At 60.9% G+C, this 22,345-nt stretch carries 16 protein-coding genes; 9 read left to right on the forward strand and 7 right to left on the reverse strand.

What is annotated here, in order from left to right; genetic code table 11:
* Window positions 1–21: 21 nt before the first annotated feature.
* Entirely contained in the window at window positions 22–1,473 is a 1,452-nt protein-coding gene (locus tag Mal15_RS00280) for a DUF1501 domain-containing protein (RefSeq protein WP_199773784.1), read from the reverse strand.
* Window positions 1,470–4,289, reverse strand: a complete 2,820-nt coding sequence (locus tag Mal15_RS00285; protein WP_233903504.1) for a DUF1553 domain-containing protein — start codon at window positions 4,287–4,289, stop codon at window positions 1,470–1,472. The genes Mal15_RS00280 and Mal15_RS00285 overlap by 4 nt, the downstream gene beginning before the upstream one ends.
* Between Mal15_RS00285 and Mal15_RS33835 the strand changes: the two genes are divergently transcribed.
* From Mal15_RS33835 to Mal15_RS33840, 3 genes are read left to right on the forward strand one after another with little or no spacing between them, the layout of a single operon-like run.
* Entirely contained in the window at window positions 4,284–4,778 is a 495-nt protein-coding gene (locus Mal15_RS33835; protein WP_167546538.1) for a hypothetical protein, read from the forward strand. The two genes, Mal15_RS00285 and Mal15_RS33835, sit on opposite strands and share 6 nt — an antisense overlap.
* Entirely contained in the window at window positions 4,732–5,814 is a 1,083-nt protein-coding gene (locus tag Mal15_RS00290; protein ID WP_167546539.1) for a class I fructose-bisphosphate aldolase, read from the forward strand. The genes Mal15_RS33835 and Mal15_RS00290 overlap by 47 nt, the downstream gene beginning before the upstream one ends.
* A gap of 59 nt (window positions 5,815–5,873) precedes the next feature.
* Entirely contained in the window at window positions 5,874–6,047 is a 174-nt protein-coding gene (locus Mal15_RS33840) for a Uma2 family endonuclease (protein ID WP_261344629.1), read from the forward strand.
* 56 nt (window positions 6,048–6,103) lie between these two features.
* On the opposite strand, the gene Mal15_RS00300 is transcribed toward Mal15_RS33840, so the two are convergent.
* From Mal15_RS00300 to Mal15_RS00310, 3 genes are all read right to left on the reverse strand, one after another.
* On the reverse strand, window positions 6,104–6,667 hold the full coding sequence (locus tag Mal15_RS00300; protein WP_147865915.1) for a hypothetical protein: 564 nt from the start codon (window positions 6,665–6,667) through the stop codon (window positions 6,104–6,106).
* Between the two features lie 57 nt (window positions 6,668–6,724).
* Complete coding sequence (locus Mal15_RS00305) at window positions 6,725–9,244, reverse strand: YbcC family protein (RefSeq protein WP_167546541.1); 2,520 nt, start codon at window positions 9,242–9,244, stop codon at window positions 6,725–6,727.
* A gap of 73 nt (window positions 9,245–9,317) precedes the next feature.
* Window positions 9,318–10,934, reverse strand: coding sequence for a proton-conducting transporter transmembrane domain-containing protein (locus Mal15_RS00310; RefSeq protein WP_167546542.1), 1,617 nt, complete (start codon window positions 10,932–10,934; stop codon window positions 9,318–9,320).
* A gap of 261 nt (window positions 10,935–11,195) precedes the next feature.
* Between Mal15_RS00310 and Mal15_RS00315 the strand changes: the two genes are divergently transcribed.
* Window positions 11,196–11,588, forward strand: coding sequence for a helix-turn-helix transcriptional regulator (locus Mal15_RS00315; protein ID WP_147865918.1), 393 nt, complete (start codon window positions 11,196–11,198; stop codon window positions 11,586–11,588).
* On the opposite strand, the gene Mal15_RS00320 is transcribed toward Mal15_RS00315, so the two are convergent.
* A complete protein-coding gene (locus Mal15_RS00320; protein WP_147865919.1) occupies window positions 11,585–13,429 on the reverse strand; it encodes a chloride channel protein in 1,845 nt (614 codons plus the stop codon). The two genes, Mal15_RS00315 and Mal15_RS00320, sit on opposite strands and share 4 nt — an antisense overlap.
* Window positions 13,430–13,808: 379 nt before the next feature.
* Between Mal15_RS00320 and Mal15_RS00325 the strand changes: the two genes are divergently transcribed.
* Complete coding sequence (locus Mal15_RS00325; protein ID WP_147865920.1) at window positions 13,809–15,167, forward strand: sigma-54-dependent transcriptional regulator; 1,359 nt, start codon at window positions 13,809–13,811, stop codon at window positions 15,165–15,167.
* A gap of 132 nt (window positions 15,168–15,299) precedes the next feature.
* On the opposite strand, the gene Mal15_RS00330 is transcribed toward Mal15_RS00325, so the two are convergent.
* Entirely contained in the window at window positions 15,300–15,965 is a 666-nt protein-coding gene (locus Mal15_RS00330) for a carbonic anhydrase (RefSeq protein ID WP_147865921.1), read from the reverse strand.
* Between the two features lie 337 nt (window positions 15,966–16,302).
* Between Mal15_RS00330 and Mal15_RS00335 the strand changes: the two genes are divergently transcribed.
* The 4 genes from Mal15_RS00335 to Mal15_RS00350 all read left to right on the forward strand — a co-directional run bounded on the left by Mal15_RS00335 (window position 16,303) and on the right by Mal15_RS00350 (window position 22,091).
* On the forward strand, window positions 16,303–18,942 hold the full coding sequence (locus Mal15_RS00335) for a PSD1 and planctomycete cytochrome C domain-containing protein (protein ID WP_147865922.1): 2,640 nt from the start codon (window positions 16,303–16,305) through the stop codon (window positions 18,940–18,942).
* Window positions 18,943–18,962: 20 nt separating this feature from the next.
* Window positions 18,963–20,360, forward strand: coding sequence for a DUF1501 domain-containing protein (locus Mal15_RS00340; protein ID WP_147865923.1), 1,398 nt, complete (start codon window positions 18,963–18,965; stop codon window positions 20,358–20,360).
* Between the two features lie 259 nt (window positions 20,361–20,619).
* Complete coding sequence (locus tag Mal15_RS00345) at window positions 20,620–21,330, forward strand: hypothetical protein (protein ID WP_147865924.1); 711 nt, start codon at window positions 20,620–20,622, stop codon at window positions 21,328–21,330.
* A 17-nt stretch (window positions 21,331–21,347) separates the two neighbouring features.
* Window positions 21,348–22,091: a uracil-DNA glycosylase family protein gene (locus tag Mal15_RS00350; protein ID WP_147865925.1), complete on the forward strand. Its 744-nt coding sequence runs from the start codon at window positions 21,348–21,350 to the stop codon at window positions 22,089–22,091.
* Window positions 22,092–22,345: the final 254 nt, after the last annotated feature.

Raw genomic sequence — 22,345 nt, forward strand, 5'->3', positions numbered from 1 at the left:
AAACTCAGCACGGGTTTCGATTCAACCGAGCATCGGGTCGATCACACGGCCGTAGACGTCGGTCAGACGAAAGTCTCGACCGGCGTGGCGGTACGTCAATTGTTCGTGATCCAGCCCCAATTGATGCAGTAACGTTGCGTGCAGGTCGTGCATGTGGACTTTATCCTGAACGCTGGCGAACCCGAACTCGTCGGTCGCTCCGTATGCCATGCCGCCGCGGAATCCGCCGCCGGCCAGCCAGACGGTAAAGCCGCCCGGGTTGTGATCGCGGCCGGTGCCGTTGCTTTGTGAATAGGGGGTCCGGCCGAATTCGCCGCCCCACCAGACGATGGTGTCTTCCAACAGGCCGCGTCGTTTGAGATCCGCCAGCAGGGCGGCGATCGGTCGATCCACGGCCCGGGCGTGGGTCGCGTGTTTGGGCAAATTGGAGTGTTGGTCCCAGGCGGGGTTGGCCGAGTTGTCGCCGTAGTTGACTTGCACGAAGCGGACGCCGGCCTCGCACAGCCGCCGCGCGAGCAGACACTTTTCGCCATAATCGCGGGTCGCCGGGTCGTCCATCCCATACTCGGTCAGCGTCGTCGCCGATTCGCTGGACAGATCCAATATCTCCGGTGCCACTTGCTGCATCCGCCAGGCAAGCTGGTAGGACTGTTGCATCGCTTCGAATTCGCTGTGCTCGATCCCACGTCGGTCGATCTGACGTTGATTGAGTCGATGGATCAAATCCAATTGTGCCTTCTGTCGCGTCACCGAGACGTCAGGGCGGATCAAGTTGTTGATGGCCAGCTCGTTGCTGCCGGCCGATCCGATCGCCGTGCCCTGGAACCGGGCGGGCAAGAAGGCGCTGCCATAGTTCCGCGGGCCGCCGTTCCCGATCGACGGGGCGATCGAAACAAATCCCGGCAGCGCCGTGTTTTCGGTGCCCAGTCCATAATAGATCCAGGAACCGACCGATGGACGAATGAAGTTGGTCGATCCGCAATGCAGGAAAAGCGTCGCAGGCCCGTGGGCAACCCCATCGGTGTGCATCGAGTGAACGAAACAAAGGTCGTCGACATGCCGTGCCGTTTCGGGAAACAACTCCGAAACGTAACGTCCGCACTCGCCGTAGGGCTGAAACTCCCACGGCGACTTCATCAGCCGTTGCTCGATGCCACGCTGGCCGGATCGGGCAAATTCGCGGGCATCATCGAACGGCATCTTCTGGCCGTCGTGTGCTTTGAGCGCGGGTTTGTGATCGAACGAGTCGACTTGGCTGACCCCGCCTTGCATGAACAAGAAAATGATCCGTTTGGCGCGCGGTGCGAAATGGGGACCGGGCGACGCTGCGCCATCGGCCGTCGCGGCACGGATCGAAGCCGCTGTGGTGGCAGCCATCGCGCCACAGGCGAGCGCACCAAAGCCACACGCCGATTGCTGTAGCATCAATCGCCGGGCAATCATTTGCCCCGCGGGTGTCATGTCGTCGGTCATTCCAAATACCGGAAGTCGATGGAAGCGAACAGGGATTGAATCAGATCGGCCAGTCGATCTTCGCTCGGTGGTGTGCCCCCACCGCCGAGGAATTCCAGGCAGAGTTGCATTTCATCCGCATCGGCCGGTCGGCCATAGCAGGACTGGTACAGGCGACCGATGATCGATTCGGTCGATTGCCCGGCGGATTCGTCCAGCCGTCGTTTGGCGGCCTGGCGGGCACGCTCGATGATCCAGGGATGGTTCATCATCGCCAACGATTGGGGAGCGACGGTGCTTTGAGCGCGTTGGCCGACCGAGACGCTGGAGTCGGCAAAATCAAACAGGTCAAACAGTGGCGGAAGCGAGTTGCGGAACACCGGCAGGTACAGGCTGCGGCGGTTGGAGTCGTGCCGGTAGTCGTAGTCCGAGCGGGTGCCGGGCCGAATCGTCGAACCTCCGATCCGGTGATCGATTTCACCACTGACACACAGCATGGCGTCACGAAGGGCTTCGACCGGAATGCGTTTCACGCTGGCCGACGCGTACAGCCGGTTGTTCGGATCGATGGCGATCCGCTGGGCATCATCGCTTGCGGCGCGGCGATAGGCGTCACTGCGAACGATCATGCGAACCAGCGACTTGGTCGACCAACCGTGATCGATCAGACCACTGGCCAGATGGTCCAGCAGCTCGGGGTGCGAGGGCGTCTGGCCGGTAGTTCCGAAATTGTTCTCCGTTGCGACCAGTCCTTCGCCCATCAACCATGACCAAACCCGGTTGGCGTAGACCCGCGCCGTCAACGGGTTTGTCGGATCGGCGATCCACTCGGCAAGCTGCACCCGCCCGCTTTGGTCGCTGCCGATCTTGTCGGCATACCGTTGGGCCGGCCCGATCGCCGTCAAAAACCCACGGCGGACGGTATCGCCGAGTTGGTGCACGTTGCCTCGTACGCGGATGGGGATTTCCTGGCGCGGTTCGCTTTCGGAGATGGTTAAATACATCGGCCGCTCGTTCAGTTCGGACTGCAACCGTTTCAATTCCGCGGTCAGCTTTTTTTGTCGTGCGGCGATCGCTTTCAAGTCCACGTCCACAGCTTTATCGCTCGGGTCCGTGTTGACGGCGGATGGATCGGCAACCGGCAGGAACTGAATCGCATCGACGATGACGCAACCGTCGGCGGCGTCGTTGGAGACGATGACGAAGGTCTGGCCTTCCTTTTCGAACGGAAAGACGCCCAGCGAGACCCAAAGACCATCGATCGGTGGGCGCCGGCGTTGGTTGACCCGCAGAGTCGTCAATTCGTTCGCGCTGAACACCTTCACCACCGCATTCGTCGCCCGGTTCTCATGCGACGTGTAGGACATGCGGACTTCGTATTGTCCGGTCGGCAATTCCGCGGGATCGAAGGTGACCGACTTGCTGCCTTGGCCTTGGGTGCCGTCATGTCGGTAGCCGGCGCCGACGTAGGGTTTGACGAACGTCGATTCGGTCCAGTCGCCGACGTAACTTGCGTCGGCGTCGTCCACCACGACACCGGGCAAGGTGTCGACCGGGACGATTCGGTTGTTGTTACTCGGCGTGCCGTTTTCCAGCGACTGAAGGGTCTTTAATTCGGCGGCGATGGCGTCGGCGCGAGATTGCAATGCACGAAAATGCTCTTCCGTCGCCGGATCGAGCGGCAACGGTTTTTCGATCCACTTGGACAAATTGGCGTGCTTGAGCGGCGTGGTCGAACGCAGGATCGCCGCCAGGGCGTAGTAATCACGCGTGGGAATCGGATCGAACTTGTGGTCGTGACAGCGGGCGCATCCGATCGTTTGTGCCAAGAACGCGCGGCCGATCGTTTCGAGTTGTTCATCCAGGTGATCGAATTCAAGCTTGGTTTTGTCTTGGTCTTCCAGGTTTGAATTGCCCAGTGTCAGGAATCCGGTCGCGATCGCGCGTTGTTGCGTTTCGACGATGTCGTCACAAGGCAGCAGGTCGCCGGCGATCTGGTCGCGGATCATTTGGTCAAACGGTCGGTCGTTGGCAAACGACGTGACCAGGTAATCACGGTATCGCCACGCCTCGGGAAGGATAAACCCACGCAGCGTGATCGATTCGGCGTAGCGGACCACGTCCATCCAGCGGCGGGCCATGTGCTGGGCAAAGTGCGGCGAGGCCAGCAAGCGATCCACCAGGCGGTCGTAAGCCATCGGCGACGGGTCGGCCAAGTAGCGATCGATCGTCTGCTGCGACGGCGGCAGCCCGTGCAGATCAAACACGAGCCGTCGGACCAGCGCGCGGGGCTCCGCCGGCGGCGCTGCGGTTAGACCGCTCTGTTCGATCTGTCGGTCGATCAAACCATCGATCGACGCGGTGGAACGGGCGATCGGCCGATACGCCCAGTGCTCCCCGGCTCGGTCGACCGGCAGTCCGGTCTGACGTTCCGGTCGGGCGCCCTGCCGAGTCGGTTGTCGGGGATCGACCGCGCCGTTGTCGATCCAGCGGCGAAAGGCATCGATCGTTGCGTCGTCCAGTTTCCCGCGGGGCGGCATTTCCAGTGCGGGGTCGTCGTACGCGATCGCCGTGATCAAGCGACTCGCCGCAGCGTCACCCGGAACGATTGCCGGGCCGAGATCGCCACCGGCCAACCATCCGACGCGCGAATCGAGCAACAATCCGCCGCTCGCTTCGGTCTCGCTGCTATGGCATTCGAGACAATGCTCGACCAATGCCGGCCGGATCTTGTTTTCGAACCACTGGACGTCGTGTTCGTCGGCGGCGGTCAAGACACCCGTTGCGGCGAAGAGCCAGACGATCCAGAACGCCACGTCGATGACGGGGCGATGCACGATTGGCAAGGAATCACCAAGCAGGATGGGCCGGCGGCCCAGCTTTCGCCACAGATCGGGCATATAGAGCTGGTTGGATTTGGAGGGAAGATTGCTTCAGAAGCGGTGGGCCGTAGCGGACGCCGCCAAGGTTTTCGGCGAATCAACAAGGAAACCGGAACTCTGGGAGAGTTCCGCGACCCGAAAACCAAGCTGCGACGGCACACCAGTGTAAACCGGATCACTGAGCACACGCAAATTTTTGGATCAATCGACGAGCGGCGCAGAACTTGCGAGCCAACGAAGTTCGGGCACAGACGGATCGGACCAACTTTAGAAATGATGGCGAGTTCGTTGGACATCGTGACCACGCCGGCCGGTCACTTCAAAGTGCGACCCGGTCTTGTGACGAATTCGCCCGGCGTCTGTGCATTACCGCTCGTTTTTTCACAGTGGACATTCCATGATGACGACCAAAACAAAGACGAATGTGCTCGAACTGCTCGGTAGTGAAGGTGAAGCGTTGTTGACCCACCAGTGCGAGACGATTCCCTCGTCGCAACTCCATTTGCCCGGGCCGGATTTTGTCGACGAGGTCTGGGCCGGTTCGGATCGCAGCCCGCGCGTGTTGTGCGCGATGCAGTCGCTGTTCAACCATGGCCGACTGGCGCGAACCGGCTATCTGTCGATCTTGCCCGTCGACCAAGGCGTGGAACATTCCGGTGGCGCTTCGTTCGCGCCCAACCCGATCTACTTTGATCCGGCCAACATCGCACAACTGGCGGTCGAAGCGGGTTGCAACGGAGTCGCATCGACGTTCGGTGTGCTCGGCGGGATCGCCCGAAAATACGCTCACCGCATTCCGATGATCTTGAAACTCAATCACAACGAATTGATGAGTTATCCGACCACGTACGACCAGGTTCCGTTTGCCCGCGTCCGCGACGCATGGAACATGGGGTGCGTGGGCGTCGGCGCGACCGTCTATTTCGGTTCACCCGAATCGACACGGCAAATCCGCGAGATCTCCGATGCGTTTGCCGAAGCCCACGAGTTGGGCATGTTCACGATGCTGTGGTGTTACCTGCGCAATTCGGCGTTCACCGTCGATGGAGTCAACTATGAAGCGTCCGCGGACCTGACCGGCCAGGCGAATCATTTGGGGGCGACCATCAATGCAGATTTCATCAAACAGAAACAGCCGACCAACAACGGCGGCTACCGGGCGCTCAACCAAGGCGGCCAAAAGTACGGCAAGTATGACGAACGGATCTATGGCGGACTTTCCAGCGACAACCCGATCGATCTGACCCGCTATCAAGTCCTCAATTGCTACATGGGACGCTGCGGCTTGATCAATTCGGGCGGCGGATCTGGCAAGAACGATTTCCAACAAGCCGTTCGCACCGCCGTGATCAACAAACGTGCCGGCGGCATGGGGCTGATCAGCGGCCGCAAAACGTTCCAACGCCCGATGGGTGAAGGCATCGAATTGTTCAACGCCATCCAGGACGTGTATTTGGACCCGGAGATCACCGTGGCGTAACCGCCAATGCCAGCGGGACGCGTCAGCGAGCGGCCCATGCAGCAATCCTCGACGCGGGCATCCCCGAGTACTTGCAAATCGACATCGCCGGAAACACGGTGACGGTGCATCGCGATCCGGAGCAGCAACGATACCGGTCGATCCAGACCTACGAGCAGTCGGACACCATCGGTCCACTCTATCTGCCGGGCGCCCAGCTGGCGATCGCCAGCTTGTTCACAACCGATCCGTAGCGGATTCATCCCAGCGTCAAAAAGCTTCCGTGAATCGCTCCGGCACGGAATAGCGATCAAGCGAGCGGCCGAAACTCATTCGTTGAGGGATCGAAGAGCAGGAAGGCCTCGCTGTGCGCAAGATAGAACAATGCATGCACACGCAACTGACCGCCGGCGAGGCCTCGGTGGACCGTCGGATGCAAGGAGATCGAATTCACTCGATCTGCAAAATCGTTTTTCGCGTGCTGAGCTCTGGTCAGCATCGACCGGGTCGCGTCGAACAATCGGCGCGGCGTTTTCGTCCGCTGAAACGAACTCTCCGAGTCGTCCACGGGACTGTCGCTATGTCCGACCAACAACAATCGTTGAACACCGCTTCGGTCGATCGCCCGTTCCAGCAATGAAACGAGTTCGCCGGTTTGAAAGTTCCACTGAAATTGGGGCACGGTCAGCAGGCAGCTTGATTGGCTACCGGGCACCCGCATGATACGGTCGTGGACCTTGGGGTCATCGTGCGAGATGATCAGCCAATCGACCGTTTTCGATGCGTCGATCAAAGCGTCTTGAAGGCATTTCACAGATCCGCCGGTGTAGTACGGAGCCTTGGAAGTCGACGGGGCATTTGCGAGCAGTGACATGGTCGGATCCTCATCGTGGTAGGTGGAGAAAACGGGGCGAATGGTTCTGGGGTGCTATCAGTTCGTGGCGGCGGTGACACGGTCGACTTCGACGACGCACCAGTCCGCCTGGGCGTATCGGAAACACGTTCCATCGTCGATCGCGGTCAAATGCAGCCATTGATTGTCAATCAATTCCCTGATTGATGGATGTTTCTCGAGCACACGATCGATTGCGGCCGGTGGAGCCGCGATAATCACTTCCAACCGCAGGGGCTGGTGTTGGTGGCGTGTGCCGTCATGGATCGATTGGGTCGGCAGCCCGGTCATCAGATCACCGCCCCCGCCGGACAACAGGCCAAACCCGCCGACGACGTTGTGGATCGTTTTGTCGCCACTTCCGAAATGGCGGTTGTCGACCGTGGATGCGTAGTACTGCATGTTGATCCAATGAGCGACCACCATCGGTGCGGTCATGATGTTCTCTAAAACCGAGCCGTCGTTGTCCGCCGAGTGGTTGTAGCTGTGCAAGAACACGCGTCCGTCCAAATTGATCGACCGGGTCAGTTCGCGCGGTCCGACCACAAACGCAGCGTTGCCGGCCAAGCCCCATTCGGGTCGGACCTCGGACCAATCCATGGCACGCGCCTGCAACTCGGCCGACGACGAACTGCCGACCGTAGGCATGCGTTCGTGTCGGGTGTTTTCCGAAGCAAGCTGTGTCCGGTTGACCAACTCCTGCACATCGCCGCGGTGGGATGCCGGCACCGAATCGAGATCGAAGAATTCGATTCGATCCGTCGTCGTGTTGTGAACCGCCGCCAGGAACAGGGTGGCGTTGTCGATCACGATTCCGCGCTCCGCCAGGATTTCACGGACAAACGTTTGGTTCAGCAACAGCGCGGCGAAGCGCGCGTTCGGTTCGCCTGAATGTCCGCCACAGGCGCCACAATCCAGTCCCGCCGCGAGCGGGTTGTTCGTTGTTTGGCTGCCATGGCCGCACAGCACGACGAGCCGGGCAAATCCATCGGTTAACCCGAGGTTGCGGAGCATCGATTCGGCCAGATCGGCCTGACGCGAGGTCGTCCAGCCTTGATGGTGCAAGCCACGCAGAGTGGGGCCGGTCGCAGACTGCATTTCGTCGCCGGAGCGACGCTTCGACGATCGGGAATCGGCCAACAGTTTCGCCGAGTACAACAGTCCGGTCGTCTCGACAAACGAGAAGCAACTGACGGCCGATTCCTGGAAACTGCACCAGAGGCGGGTCCACAACCCCTCGCGCTGTCGTGCAGCTCGGATCTCCGATTCGGAACCGTTCACTCCCGCAGGCAAACCTTCATGAAGCCGGAGACTCGGTTGAATCAGAGCCGGGACGTGGTGGTTGCCGCAATCCTGTCCCAGTTTGACGTATTCGATCGGCATGCCGAAAAACCCGGCAAATCCATAGGTTTCGATCTCCGGAGAGAGTGACTCCAGATTCCGCCGGATCCGTTCGCTACGCACGTCGATGCAAAAGACCATTTGTGCCAGTTTGCGATTTCGTTCGGCCGGCTCGTTGCTGGTTAGCTGACCCAGGATCCCGTCACGATGGTTGATCTCGCTGGCCCGCAGCAGAAGCATTCGCACGGCCGTGTCGTCCTCGGCAGGTCGCGGAGGGGCATGAAAGGTCGCCGACTGCTGGGCGATCATGGCATCCCAGCGTACGCGCAGGTTATTCACATCCGCCAACGCAACCTCAAAAGCGGCCCGGGCGGCCAACAGGCCGATCAGATGTTCCGAATCCGATTGCGTCTCCGCATCGTCTTGCGACTTTGCCCAAGCACACCAGCCGGGCATTTGGAAGGCTTGGCACAACAGAAAGCTCTCCCACAGAGCCGTCGGGATCTGCAGGTGCAAAAGCAATTTCACCAGCGCTGCGCTAGGCGTGTGCGGCAATCGACCGACGAACCGTCGAAAACCGGTCAATCCCAGAATCTCCGGGTTGCGGTCGTGCAGCGCCGCGCTCCGCCAGGCCTGGTAGAAGGGCAGGTCTTTCCAGGGGCTGGACCAAGTGGATTGAGACTGATCGTAGTGTGCCGAACAAAACTTGCCGAGTTCGTCCGTGATGGTTTCGCTCCATCCCTGAGGCGAGATTTGATCGGCCAGTTCCGCGATCGTCCGAATCGGACGTCGGTCGTTGGACGTCGTCGCTTGCCCGTGAAACGACTCGTCGCTCGTTGACGCCCGCAATCGATCCATGACGTCGTCGACCGATAATCGAACCGTCATGCCGTTTTGCTGACATTCCGTGATCGCTCGACGAACGTCGGCTCGGGTGAAGTGACCTTGAGCATACTGCGAACGATAGTATTGCAACGGCATCAGCAGTTCACAGTCGGAAAAGACCCTCAAGAACGCTCTTGCATCGGAGAAGGTTCGATCGGCGATTCCGCTGTATGGATTCAATGCGATGTAGTCCTGGAGCGGCCAGACTTTCGAAACCACCCGTGTGACCTCCCCCAGGATCTCTTCGATCTGGCGATAGATGTGGGGTTGGTCATAGGCTGGCGGGACAAAGACGTCGCTGCCGGGATGGGCGGAGATTGGGAGGTTGGACATGTCTGCATTCATGATTCGCCAGGGGCGTAGGGTTCGAGGAGTGATGGTCAGTTTCGGAGAATGAGAATGGCGCTTAACTGGAGGCAAGTGATCCGAAGACCCTTCGCAGGGTGCTCTCGACGTAGAAGCCGTTGCTGGCATGCACGAACCAGCGACCGAACCGGACCGGACCATCACGTCGCGACGTCGCTTGATCCATCGCCAACAGTCCGGCGAAACCACAACCGACGGCCAAACCGATGACCGACCATTGGAGGGTCGAAAAGGACGCGACCGGCACGCTGCCGGCGGCAAGGCCATCGACGACGCGGTAGGAGGCCGCATAGAGCAGATACAGCACGCCGGCGGTCGTGATACTTCGCACCACGAGCGGTCGATCACCGCTGGAAAACACCTTTTCTAACCACTGGGTGATCGCCAGGAACACGACGGCACCCAGGACAAACCCACCGGGTTTGGTCGAGGGGTCAAGCCCCAGAATCAGACTTGCACCGGTCAATGCGGAGAGCGACAACGCGGCCGCCGCGATCCACGTGACCCGGCGTTTGGGAGCTTCGAGTTTCGGGCCGTCTGCGATAGTCTTCGGCATCGCCAAAGCGCCCGCACGGGATCGCTCGGTGATTACGTTGCCGCTGGCCAGAAACGCGTGCGCCTTGTACATCGAGTGCGCCAACACGTGCAGCAAGGCCGCCGAGAACGCGCCCAGCCCACACTGCATCATCATGAACCCCATCTGGGCGATCGTCGAATATGCCAGCGACTTCTTCACACTCGTTTGAGTCATCATCACAATCGCCGCGTAGGCGGCCGTGACGGTACCGAAGATGGCGAGCACCGCGAGTGTCCACGGAGCGGTGGAAACGATCGGGCTGGTGCGAATGATCAAGTATCCGCCGGCATTGACGATGCCCGCATGCATCAGTGCAGACACCGGAGTTGGCGTGTCGAGGGTTTGTGGGAGCCAGATGTGGAAGGGAAACTGCGCGGATTTGATCGATGCTGCCACGACCAACAACAACGATGCGACTTGAAGCCTGACGCCGGCCGCCGCGGTTTCTTCGATCTCCGCGAAAATCTCGCCCAGCCGTGCCGTGCCGAATTCTCCGTAGATCATTAGGAACGCGATCGCCAAGGACACGTCACCGATGCGGATGATCGTAAACTTTGTCCAAGCGGCACGCTGCGCCGCTCGCCGCGTCGGATCGTGCAGCAGCAAATGATGCAGCCCGAAACTGGTCATCAGCCAGGCGACGTAGAACAACAGCAAGTGACCCGACAGGACCATCAAGGAAACCGCGGCCAGCGTCAGACCGGTCCAGCGAAAGTAGTTGCCTTGGGAAGGATCGCCATCGAGATACCGAATCGAGTAGCGACAAATCACCCAGCCGATGAAACTGACCATCAACCACATCAAGCTCGAAACGCCGTCCAAATGAATCGGCAAGGAGCTCCCGACGGCGACGGGAAACGCGGCCTGCACTGCGGTGGGGGCGGCCTCGCCCAGGACCGTCCGCAGGGCAACACCGATCGTCAGCGTGACGGCGATTCCCAGCTGCAGCGTCGCGATCGCGGTCACCCAGCGACGGAGCTGCGGTGCCGCGGCGTCGGCGACGCGGCGGGGCACCGCAGCCGCCAGGGCGAGCAGCATCACCGCCGGCAATGCGGCTATCATTACAATCGTCAGCGCCATCAGGGGCCTCCACGGGCTTGCGGGGAAATACGAAACGCAATACACGTCTTTTGATACACGAACTATGAAGCACGACATGTTTGTCGTCAATTCAAGTTCGTGTGTTTCCGCCGGGATCTTGAGCCGTTTTTTCGAGCCGCGCCGCGGAGAGGCGGGAAAACACGGTGTTTTCACGTCTCTTGATTCGCGAATTTTTTTTCGCGGGTGGAATGCTAGAATGGGGTTCCCGTGCCGATCGCATCCCAGGCGGACCGAAAGCGAATGAAATCCGACGTCAAGAAGAAAACCCGCGCGGCGAAGTCCCGCGAACTAACGCAACCCCCTGGTTCCTCCCCCGGGACGGCCGCTGCCGGCGGTCGGGACGACAAGGCCAAGGAGAGCGGCTCGCGGTGGACTTTTTTGACGAACCATTCCCACGTGTTGATCGTGTTGCACGCCGAGCCAGACTTGGTCCTGCGGGAAGTGGCAGCACGGGTGGGGATCACCGAACGCGCGGTTCAGCGGGTGGTGCAAGACCTGGAGGAGGAGGGATTCATCCGCCGCGAGCGTGTCGGTCGCCAGAACCGTTACGAAGTGCGGACGGACGTACCGCTGCGGCACCCGATCGAATCCCATCGCACCATCGGTGATCTGCTGCAATTGATCACCGGCTAATCTTCGCCGGTCTGTTTCAGTTCCATCAGTCGATGGTTGTAGGCGGCGATGGTTTCTTTGCGGCGTAACATGCCCAGGAAGACGCCGGGCCGGTCGGGATCCAGGACGGGCAATTCATCCAGGTTGTGAGACGTGAAGCGGCGCAGCGCGGTGTTCAAATCGTCTTGCGGGGTCAGGTACAAAAAGTTGTCGACCATGATGTCGCGGGCGACCGCCAGTTTCCACAGCGCGTCGTCGTACAAGTAGGCGCGGACGTCGTCGTCACTGAAGATCCCGACCATCTTTTGATTCTCATCGACGACCGGGAAGTAATCCTGATGCGTCGACGCCAGGCGATGCACGATCGTGTCCAACGTCATGCCTTCGGGGATCAGGATCAGGTTGCGATTCTTTTGGTACAGATCGCCGACGGAAAGACCTTCGAGCACATCGACGATGAAGTCGCCGCGGTGGGCCATCGATTCCATCCGCGTCGGGGGCTGGTTGTGATAGAGCCGGAAGTGTTGGCTGAACATGAACGTCAGCGTGGAAACCAACATGGTGGGCAGCAACAGGCCGTAATCGCCGGTCAGGGCGCGGACCATGATGATGGTCGAGATGGGAGCCCGCGCGATCCCGGAAAAGAATCCCGCCATCCCGACCACGGCGAAGGCTTCCGGTTCGGTAAACAGGTCCGGCCAAGCCTGCTGGAACGCCAATCCGACGGCCGCCCCGGTGCAACCGCCGATCACCATCGACGGTCCGAACACCCCGCCGGATCCGCCGGACCCGATCGTCAGCGCGGTGGTCAGGATCTTTGCCATCGCGACCATCACGACGCAGGCGATCCCGATCTGGTCGGCGGTCGTTAGCGCGATTTGCAGCACCCCATAACCGGTGCCCAAGGAACCGAGCAGATTGGGGTCGCGATCAAACCCGAGGTACAGTCCGACGCCGAAGGTCCCGGCCAGGGCGGCGCCGATCGCCGGACGCACGTGCGGAATGATCGGCAGCCGCTTAAACATCGCCTGGGTGGCGAACAGCGTCTTGACGTAAACCGCGCCGATGACGAACAACACCACGGCCAACACCACATAGGCGGGCAATTGCAGCGGTGAGACAAACGTGTGCTCCAGATCCGCGCCGAACAAGGGAATGAATCGCGACTCGACCGGCAGCGATTGCACGTAAACGCTGTAGGCGATCACTGACGCCGTGGCCGCCGGGACCAGCACGTCGGCTTCCAGATCGGCGTCGCTGTACAGGATTTCGCCGGCAAACACCGCACCGGCCAGTGGTGCGCGAAAGATCGCTCCGATCCCCGCCCCCATCCCGGCGGCCAGCAACACCCGTCGTTCGCGGTTGGACAGTTTCAGCCGCGTCGCCAACCAGGAACCGAATCCGGCGCCGATCAACGCGATCGGTCCTTCCCGCCCCCCCGAGCCGCCGGTGCCCAGCGTGATCGCCGAGGCCAGCGTCTTGATGAACGGAATCCGGGCGCGAATCTTGCCGCGTTTGTTGTGAAACGCATCGATCGCCGCGTCTGTCCCGGCACCCTCGGCTTCGGGGGCGACGGCATACACCAGGATTCCCGAAAGCAAGCCGCCGACCGCCATCACGGCGACGATCATCCAGGGCGAAAAAAAATCCGATTGATATTCAAATCGTTGGTGCTCGCCGGCCGCATCGAGCGGTTGATAACCGGCAAACTGGGTCACCGAATAGCGGACGACGATCTGACCGAGCACATCAAACGCGATCGCCCCCAGCCCGGCGACGACACCGATCAACGAAGCCAGAAAGATCCACTTTCCCAGCGAATGCAGCTCGAATCGCTTCAGCAGATTCTGCAGACGGTTCACTTGCAAGCGTTGTTTCCCAGACGTGTCATGGATCGGCCGATATCGTTTCGCCGCCCCCAATCGTGGACGAGTTCTTCACTTGTGGCAATACCGTCGGGCAAAAACTCAATCGCACGGTTCGTGTTAGGATTGCCGGTCCGCCGTGTCGCGGAATCCGCGGGCGGCCTGTCGGTCGAGTCGATGATCCGAAATCGATGTGATCCTGCTAGCCCGACGCGTGAGCGAGGGGCGCCGCGTGGCACTTTGCTGACGCGTGCGGGCTGACGTTAACAGGCCGTCAGGAGTGACCGTTCCCCTGCATCCTGCCGAACGTCTTGACGACGCCGGCTACGGCTGGATGATCAGATCCCAACCGTTTTGAATCCCCACCCGACTTCCCATGCCCGAACCCGTCCGCATCTTGATCGTTGACGACGAGCCCCACATCCGCAGCGGATTGGCCAAGGGGCTCGCCAAATCCGGCGACGTCATCGACACGGCCGGCGACGTCAATCATGCGCTGGACAAATTGGACCAAGCCCAATACCAGGTCGTGATCGCCGATGTGCGATTGCCCGGCGATCGCGACGGGCTGGATCTGGTGTCCCTGATCAAACAGCGCTCCCCGGAAACCAACACGCTGGTCATCACCGCACATGGCACGGTGGAGACCGCCGTCGATGCGATGCGTCGCGGTGCGTTCGACTTCATCACCAAACCGGTCGATTTGAATTTGATTCGCCAGCAGGTTGGTCGGGCGCTCGACCACGGACGCTTGCAGAGCGAGAACCGAGTGTTGCGCGACCGTTTGGCCGACGCCGGTGCGATCTCCGAAATCATCGGCAACTGCACGATCATGCAGGAACTGTTCCAGCAGCTGCGTCAGGTCGCCGACACCGACGCGACGGTGTTCATCCAAGGCGAGAGCGGAACGGGTAAGGAACTGGTCGCCCGCGCGCTGCACGATTTGAGCAGCCGATCCAGCGGCGCGTTCGTTGCGGTGAATCTTGGGGCGCTGCCGGAGTCGCTTTTGGAAAGCGAGTTGTTCGGTCATGAGAAAGGATCGTTTACCGGGGCGTCACGCCAGAAACCTGGCTGCTTTGAACAGGCGCGCGGCGGCACGCTGTTTTTGGACGAGATCACCGAGATCCCGACCAAGAGCCAAGTCGATTTGTTACGCGTGTTGGAGACCGGACAGTTTCAACGCGTCGGCGGTGAAGACTTGATGAGTTCCGATGCCCGCATCGTTTCGGCGACCAACAAGGACCCGTTGGCGCTGATCGACGAAGGGATGTTTCGTGACGATTTGTACTATCGGTTGAACATCGTCCCGCTGGTGATCCCGCCGCTGCGGAAACGCCGCGATGACATCCCGCTGTTGGTCGAACACTTCGTCAAACACTTTTGCGGGCGACACAAACGTCCGGTCAAACAATTCACCGACGACGCGCTGGCGAAGTTGGTGGCGGCCAACTGGCCGGGCAACGTCCGCCAGCTACGCAACGTCGTCGAACGGTTGGTGGTCACGCACGTCGGCCAGAGCATCGATGCCGACAGCCTGCCGCCGGAATTGACGGCCGTTCCTGCCGTGGCATCCTTCGAAGTTCGGACGTTGGCCGAAGCGACCGAGGCGGCCGAGACGGAAGCCATCAAAGTCGCACTGGCGTCGTGCGGATTCCATCGCGAACAAACCGCCCAAGCACTCGGCGTGAGCGTTCGGACGTTGCATTACAAGATGAGCCGCTACGGGTTGCACTAGCTGGACAGCGCCACTTTGCACAAGAAACATTATGAATCGCCGGTCAAACGTAGCTACCTTCGCCAGAAGGTGGATCCCCGGGGTTTACCACGCTCGCATCGAGCGTAGCTACGTCAAAGTGGTGCTCCCCAGCTAGATCGGCGGCAGCGTGCGGACCTGTGCGTCGACCGGCACGGCCAGATCCGCCAGCGGTTTGAACTGGGCCTCGTCGGGATCGAAGCCGAACACTTCGCCCGTTTCGAATTTGTAAACCCAGCCGTGCAGTTTCAGCTCCCCGCGTCCGACCGCGGCGGCAACCGAGGGGTGCGTCCGCAGGCTTTCCAATTGAACCAAGACGTTTTCTTCCACCGTCAACGTCAGGCGTTTTTCCGGTTCGGTCAGATGGCCATAGTTTTCTTCCACGATCCGGCGGGTCGCTTCGGCGTGTTCCAGATACGCCTTGACCGCGGGCAGTTTCTCGATCGATCCGGGATCCAGCAATCCGGCCATCGCCCCACAGTGACTGTGTCCGCAAATCACGATGTCGCGGACTTTCAAAACACTGACCGCATACTCGATCGTCGCCGCCTCGCCGCCATGCACACTCCCGTAGGGTGGGACGATATTCCCCGCGGTCCGTTGAATAAACAATTCCCCGGGTTTGGTTTGCGTCAATCGGTTCGGATCGATCCGCGAGTCCGAGCAAGTGATGAAGAGCGCCAGAGGGCTTTGCCCTTCGACCAACGTTTCGAACAACTGTTGGTCTTGGCTGAATAGATCACGCTGAAATCGGTGGATGCCGTCGACGAGTTTTTGCATCGTTCAAAAATCCTGGATGCGGGGGTGGTTTGCCACGAATCACGTTGCCGGGACAAGCGTCGATCGAGTGTATCAGAGATCGATCGTCTCTGTCGCCTGTATCATGTAAGAGGCAGCGTTCCAACATCGATTCGCCAGCAACGTCGTCGGAGATGATTCGCGCACTCGATTGACGGGGCTTTGAGCGATCTGACGAAACTTTCCGCTCGGCGTTGTGTTGGAACACTACCGCAGCTGATCACTTTTCTTGCTCGCTTGTTCCGGGAGAAATCCGGTGTTTTTGCAGCAAATTTCGCGTCTTGTTCTTTTTTTTGTAAGCGCAGCCTCCGTGGCGGGGGTGACCGGATCGGCTGTCGCAGCCGATGGCAACGCGGCGGCAGCGTTGACGGCCGAACAGACAAAGTTTTTTGAAACCAAGATCCGACCGGTATTGGTCCGCGAGTGTTACGGTTGTCACAGCAAACAAGCCGGCCAGTCCAAGGGTGGACTGCGGTTGGACACCCAAGCGGCGATGATCGATGGCGGCGACAGCGGACCGGCGATCGTGCCCGGTGACCTTGAGGCGAGTTTGTTTTTCGGCGCGATCACCCACACCGATTTTGTGATGCCGCCCAAGCGAAAGTTGACCGACGCGGAGATTGCGGATTTCAAAGCCTGGATTTTGGACGGTGCACCGGACCCGCGCGTCGTCACCCCAGTCCAGACGCCCGCGCAAACGATCGATGACGAGACGATTGCCCAGGCCAAGCGAACCTTTTGGGCGTACCAAAAGCCGCGGCGCAGCGAGCCGCCGGAATCGTCGGTTGCTTCTGAGCAATCGACCGCGACAGCGGTCACAACGATCGACCGCTTCTTGGCACGCAAACGCGCCGACGCTGATTTGCAACCGGCCGCCGACGCGCCGGCACAAATCGTGTTGCGACGCCTTTGTTTTGATCTGGTCGGGTTGCCGCCGACGCCCGAACAGCTTCGTTGGTTCGACGACGCATTCGACCAAGACCCCGACGCCGCGGTCGCCCGTGTCGTGGATCGGTTGTTGGATTCGCCACAGTTCGGCGAGCATTGGGGGCGGCACTGGTTGGATGTCGTCCGCTATGCCGAATCGACCGGACGCGAAGTGAACATGACCTATCCCCACGCTTGGCGTTACCGCGACTATGTCATCAATTCGTTCAACGCCGACAAACCGTACAACGAATTCGTCCAGGAACAGATCGCCGGTGATTTGATGCCGGCCGCGGACGACCGGCAGTGGTCCGAGCATCTGGTCGCGACCGGCTTCCTTGCGATCGGCACCAAGAACGTGAACGAACAGAGCGGTGCCCAGTTCGCCGCCGACCTGGCCGACGAACAGATCGACGCGACCACGCGTGTCTTCCTCGGAACCTCGGTCGCCTGTGCGCGGTGTCACGATCACAAATTCGATCCGATCCGCCAAACCGATTACTACGCGATGGCGGGGATCTTTCGCAGCACGAAGACCTTCTTCGGGACGCCGCCGTCGCAGTACGGCAGCTTCGGTGGTCCCCAGCAACGACGGCAAAGCAGTTTGATCTTGTTGCCGACCCCGGATGAAGAACCGATCGGACGATCGTATTCCGCCGACGAGCTTCAGCAATTGCACCAAGACATCCGCGACCGACAAGCCGACTTGGTCGGCCTTCGCAGTGGCAACACGACCTCATCGCGGCGTCCCGGCGCGACGCCCCAACAGATGCGGATTCGATTGACGAACGAGCTGGGCGAATTGTCGGCCAAGTTGGGTGTCGTCGATGAAAACGGCCAGCCGCGGAGCTATTGCATGGGCGTGCAAGACGGTGACACCGTCGGTGACGCTCCGCTTTTGGTTCGCGGCGAGATCGATCAACCGGCCGGCCGAATCAAACGCGACTTGCCGGTCGCGCTCCGTGACGTGTCGTTGAATCCCAAGCCGGGAACCAGCGGGAGACTCGAATTGGCGCGTTGGATCGGCAGCGATGAAAACTCCTTGGCCGCCCGCGTGATGGTCAACCGGATTTGGCAACACGTCTTCGGCCAGGGGATCGTGCCGACGACCGAAGACTTTGGCATGACCGGAACGCCGCCGTCGCATCCCGAATTGCTGGACCATTTGGCGATCGAATTCGTCCAGTCGGACTGGTCGGTCAAAACCATGATCCGCCAAATGATGTTGACGCGGGCCTATCGGATGCAGAGCACCTATGACGTCGCCAGCCACGAAGCGGACCCGGACAATCGCTTGCTGTGGCGGGCCAATGTCAAACGGCTGGGCGCGGAATCGTTGCGCGACGCGATGCTCTCGATCGCCGGCGAGCTGGAAACCGAACGGCCGGTCGGATCCAAGGTCGCCCAAGCCGGTTACACCCGCGTTCGCAACGGTCAGCTGAGCGATCCACGCGACGCCATCCGCCGCAGCCTGCAAACCACGTTGACCAGTCGCCGGGGGCAGGTCGGCCAGATCTTTGATCGGATGCGGAACGGCAGTCCACGCCAGCAAGCCCAGGCGCGCAGCCAATTGCGTTCGGCGATGGGCGACCGTCAGATCCGAGAGATGGCTGCCAGCGCCCACGACGAAGGATCGTTGGACAGCGTTTCGGACGACCATCGCAGTGTCTATTTGCCGGTGGTACGCGACTTCGTGCCGCGTTCCCTGGAAGTGTTCGACTTTGCCGACCCCAGCATGGTGATCGGCACTCGCGAGGCATCCAACACGCCCAATCAGGCGCTGTACATGTTGAACAACCCGCTGACGATGCGGCTGAGTGAATCGTTTGCCGAACGGTTGATCAGCGAAGGCGGATCGACGAAAGAGCGCGTCGAAATGGCATTCGTGTTGGCCTACGGACGTCCGCCGTCGGCCGAAGAACGCGCCGCGTCACATCGGTTCCTCAATTCGTCCGGCTTGCTACCCAAGTCGGCCTACGCGGCATTTTGTCAGTCGCTGTTCGCAGCGGCAGAGTTTCGTTACTTGAATTGACCACCCGTCGGATGAATCCAATGTTTACACGTCGCGATCTGCTGAAACACACCTCGGCCGGGTTCGGCTATTTGGCGCTTGCCGGGATGTCGTCGCTTTCCCGATCGTCCGCCTTTGGGGCAGGGGCGGAGGTGGCGACCAATCCGCTGGCGCCTAAGCCGCCGCATTTTCCGGCCCGGGCGAAACGCGTCATCTTCTTGTGCATGCAGGGCGGGCCGTCGCATGTCGACACCTTCGACTACAAACCGGCGCTGGCATCGGACGACGGAAAACGCGGCAAGTACGGTGGCGCGCTGCTGAAGTCGCCGTGGCAGTTTCGCCAACGTGGCGAAAGCGGGCTTTGGATCTCGGATCTGTTTCCCGAGGTCGCCAAGCACGCCGACGATTTGTGTTTGATTCGGTCGATGCATTGCGATCAACCGGTGCACCCGGGTGCGATGACGCAGATGCACACCGGGACGGCGCAGTTTGTTCGGCCCTCGTTGGGTGCCTGGACGTTGTACGGTTTAGGGACGGAGAACGAGAGCCTGCCGGGGTTTGTGTCGCTGAGCCCGCCGGCGGGCAGTTCGCGCAACTACAGCAGCGCGTTCCTGCCGGCCATCTACGGCGGCACCAAAGTCGGTGGGGCGGCGAGCCGGTTTGCCCAAGCGGCACGATTCATCTCCGGCGGCGGTGGCCAATCGGTGCCTGACATCAGCAACCCGAAACGGACGCCCCAGCAGCAACGACGACAACTGGATTTCATTCAATCGCTCAACCGCAGCCAGATGCCGGCCGGTGACGGAGCCAACGTCGAAGGCGTGATCCAGTCCTACGAGCTGGCGTTTCGGATGCAGGACGCGATGCCGGAGTTGATGGATCTATCGGGCGAAGACCAACGCACGCTTGCGATGTACGGTGCCGACTCGGAACCGACGCAAACGTTCGGTCGTCAGTGCTTGCTGGCACGTCGTTTTGCCGAGGCAGGCGTGCGGTTCATCGAAATCACCCACGGCAATTGGGACCAGCACACCCGATTGACCGAGGACCATGCCGCCCGGGCCGAGGCCTGTGATCAGCCGATCGCGGCGTTGTTGGCGGACTTGAAGCAACGCGACATGCTTAAGGACACGTTGGTGATGTGGGGCGGCGAATTCGGTCGGACACCCTCGGCCCAAAACGGCAACGGTCGCAACCACAACAACAAGGGCTACACGTTGTGGATGGCCGGCGGAGGGACGAAGGGGGGGGTGAGCTATGGGGCGACCGACGAACACGGTTTCGAGGCGGTGGAAAATCCGTGCCATGTCCACGATTGGCATGCGACCGTGTTGCATTTGTTGGGTCTGGATCACACTCGGCTGACGTACCGCTACGCCGGACGTGACTTCCGACTGACCGACGTGTACGGCAACGTGGTGAGCGACATCGTGGGGTAACCGCACGCGATGGTGTCCAGGCTTTAGCCGCCCATCTTGTTGTACGACGGCCCTTCTGGGTCGTCGCACAGAGCCCCACGGGCGACGGCCCGGAAGGGCCATCGTACACCCAAATTCGACTGCCCTCCGCTGGACGGCCCCTTAAGGCAGCGACGCCGACGCGCACCCCGACTTGCCAAGTCGGCCGCCTGCCGGTCAGACTACAATAGCGCGTCGACTCCCACCCGCCTTCACCCCCAGCCGCGAATCCGCCAGCGTCATGGACGGCATCACCGAGCCCGTCGTTCTGGTTCTCGGGCATCCCATTGCCGGAAACCCCGCCCAGTTTGCGCTCGAGCGTGCCTTCGAATCGATGCAACTCCGCTGGCGGGTGATCTCCAGTGACGTGCCGCCAGAACGCGTCGAACAAGCGATCGCGGGTGCCGAGGTGCTGGGGTTTCGCGGGTTGTTGTTGGATCAAAACCTGGTCACACCTGTCGACGCCCCCGACCAGCGAGCAAGTCTTTACTGGCGGGGCGGGCCGTCGGAGAGCCAATGGCAGACCGAAAACGTCATGGCGACGTGGCTGCAAGCCGAGATCCGCAAGCACTTCGAATCGCTGGAATCGGAAATCGGGCCGCTGCTGTGGATCGGGACCCCGGATCCGAGTTTCCCGACGCAGATCGCCGCCGAGGAGTCGCATTCACCGATCGCTTGGGCGTCGACCGAGGCGATCAAACACGCGCGTTTGATTGCGGTTTCGGAAACGGTTGACGCGTCCCAGTGGCCGCCGTGTGAGGATGACACGCTGGTGGTGGATTTTGCCAACCCCGAAAATGACCTCCATCAAATTCGCGCCCTGGGCTACAACGTGCTCGGCCGCGAGGAAGCTCGGGTCGGCATCCTGCTGGAATCCATCCAGCGATGGACGGGCAAGCAACCGATGGTCGACGTGCTGACCGAAGCGATTGAAGAGTATCTGGCGGTCTAAGCAACGCGATCCTAACCATGACAAACACCGACGTTTCACACACCAACAGGCAAACGCTTGTCCGGGCCGCGCGAGAGCTTTCCGATTCGGTCGATCTGCTCTCGTTCGCCGATCCGGTCACACACGTTTACAACCCGCTGTCGTACGCCAGGAAGTCGCACGAGGCCTACTTGGGTTGGGTCGGCGAGGACGTCAAGGTCGTGCTGTTGGGGATGAACCCCGGCCCTTGGGGGATGGCTCAAACCGGCGTCCCGTTCGGCGAGGTCGCGGCGGTCCGCGATTGGTTGCAAATCGATCAGCCGGTCGACAAGCCGCCGATCGAGCACGAAAAACGCCCCGTCGAAGGGTTCCAGTGTCAGCGCAGTGAGGTCAGCGGACGTCGTTTGTGGGGGCTGTTTCGGGATCAGTTCGAGACGCCCGACGCCTTTTTTGAAAACCACTTCGTGTTGAATTACTGCCCGCTGGTTTTCATGGAATCCTCGGCCCGCAACCGCACGCCGGACAAGTTGCCGGCCGAGGAACGCGAAAAGCTGACCGCGGTCTGTGACGCGCACCTGCTGACCGTGATCCGCACGCTCGATCCGGATCATCTGGTCGGAGTCGGCGTCTATGCCGAAGCCTGTCTGAAGCGGGTGGTCCAAATCGAAGGCTGCCGCGCCACGGTGACTCGCATTCTGCACCCCAGCCCCGCCTCGCCGGCGTCCAACAACGATTGGGCCGGCAAGGTGACCAAGCAGCTGAAATCGGCAGGGGTTTGGTGATCGCCCGTCTCCGTACGATGGCCCTTCCGGGCCGTCGCGTCTCGCTGCGACGCAGCGACGGGAGAATCGCCTCACGGGACCGTCCAGCTTAGGGCGATGCTTTTCTTGGGGTACGATGGCCCTTGCGGGCTGTCGTCGGTGGGACTCGCCGCGACGCCCCGGAAGGGACGTCGTACAACGAATCCGCGACGCCCCGGAAGGGACGTCGTACAACGAATCCGCGACGCCCCGGAAGGGACGTCGTACAACGAATC

Source organism: Stieleria maiorica (assembly GCF_008035925.1).
In the GTDB taxonomy this organism is placed as follows: Bacteria; Planctomycetota; Planctomycetia; order Pirellulales; family Pirellulaceae; genus Stieleria; species Stieleria maiorica.

Coding starts and splice junctions, on each gene's coding strand:
- Mal15_RS00345 (WP_147865924.1), top strand. CDS start 20,620: ATGGACGGCATCACCGAGCCCGTCGTTCTGGTTCTCGGGCATCCCATT.
- Mal15_RS00315 (WP_147865918.1), top strand. CDS start 11,196: ATGAAATCCGACGTCAAGAAGAAAACCCGCGCGGCGAAGTCCCGCGAA.
- Mal15_RS00290 (WP_167546539.1), top strand. CDS start 4,732: ATGATGACGACCAAAACAAAGACGAATGTGCTCGAACTGCTCGGTAGT.
- Mal15_RS00305 (WP_167546541.1), bottom strand. CDS start 9,244: ATGTCCAACCTCCCAATCTCCGCCCATCCCGGCAGCGACGTCTTTGTC.
- Mal15_RS00310 (WP_167546542.1), bottom strand. CDS start 10,934: ATGGCGCTGACGATTGTAATGATAGCCGCATTGCCGGCGGTGATGCTG.
- Mal15_RS00280 (WP_199773784.1), bottom strand. CDS start 1,473: ATGACCGACGACATGACACCCGCGGGGCAAATGATTGCCCGGCGATTG.
- Mal15_RS00300 (WP_147865915.1), bottom strand. CDS start 6,667: ATGTCACTGCTCGCAAATGCCCCGTCGACTTCCAAGGCTCCGTACTAC.
- Mal15_RS00350 (WP_147865925.1), top strand. CDS start 21,348: ATGACAAACACCGACGTTTCACACACCAACAGGCAAACGCTTGTCCGG.
- Mal15_RS00330 (WP_147865921.1), bottom strand. CDS start 15,965: ATGCAAAAACTCGTCGACGGCATCCACCGATTTCAGCGTGATCTATTC.
- Mal15_RS33835 (WP_167546538.1), top strand. CDS start 4,284: ATGCACGATTGGCAAGGAATCACCAAGCAGGATGGGCCGGCGGCCCAG.
- Mal15_RS00325 (WP_147865920.1), top strand. CDS start 13,809: ATGCCCGAACCCGTCCGCATCTTGATCGTTGACGACGAGCCCCACATC.
- Mal15_RS00340 (WP_147865923.1), top strand. CDS start 18,963: ATGTTTACACGTCGCGATCTGCTGAAACACACCTCGGCCGGGTTCGGC.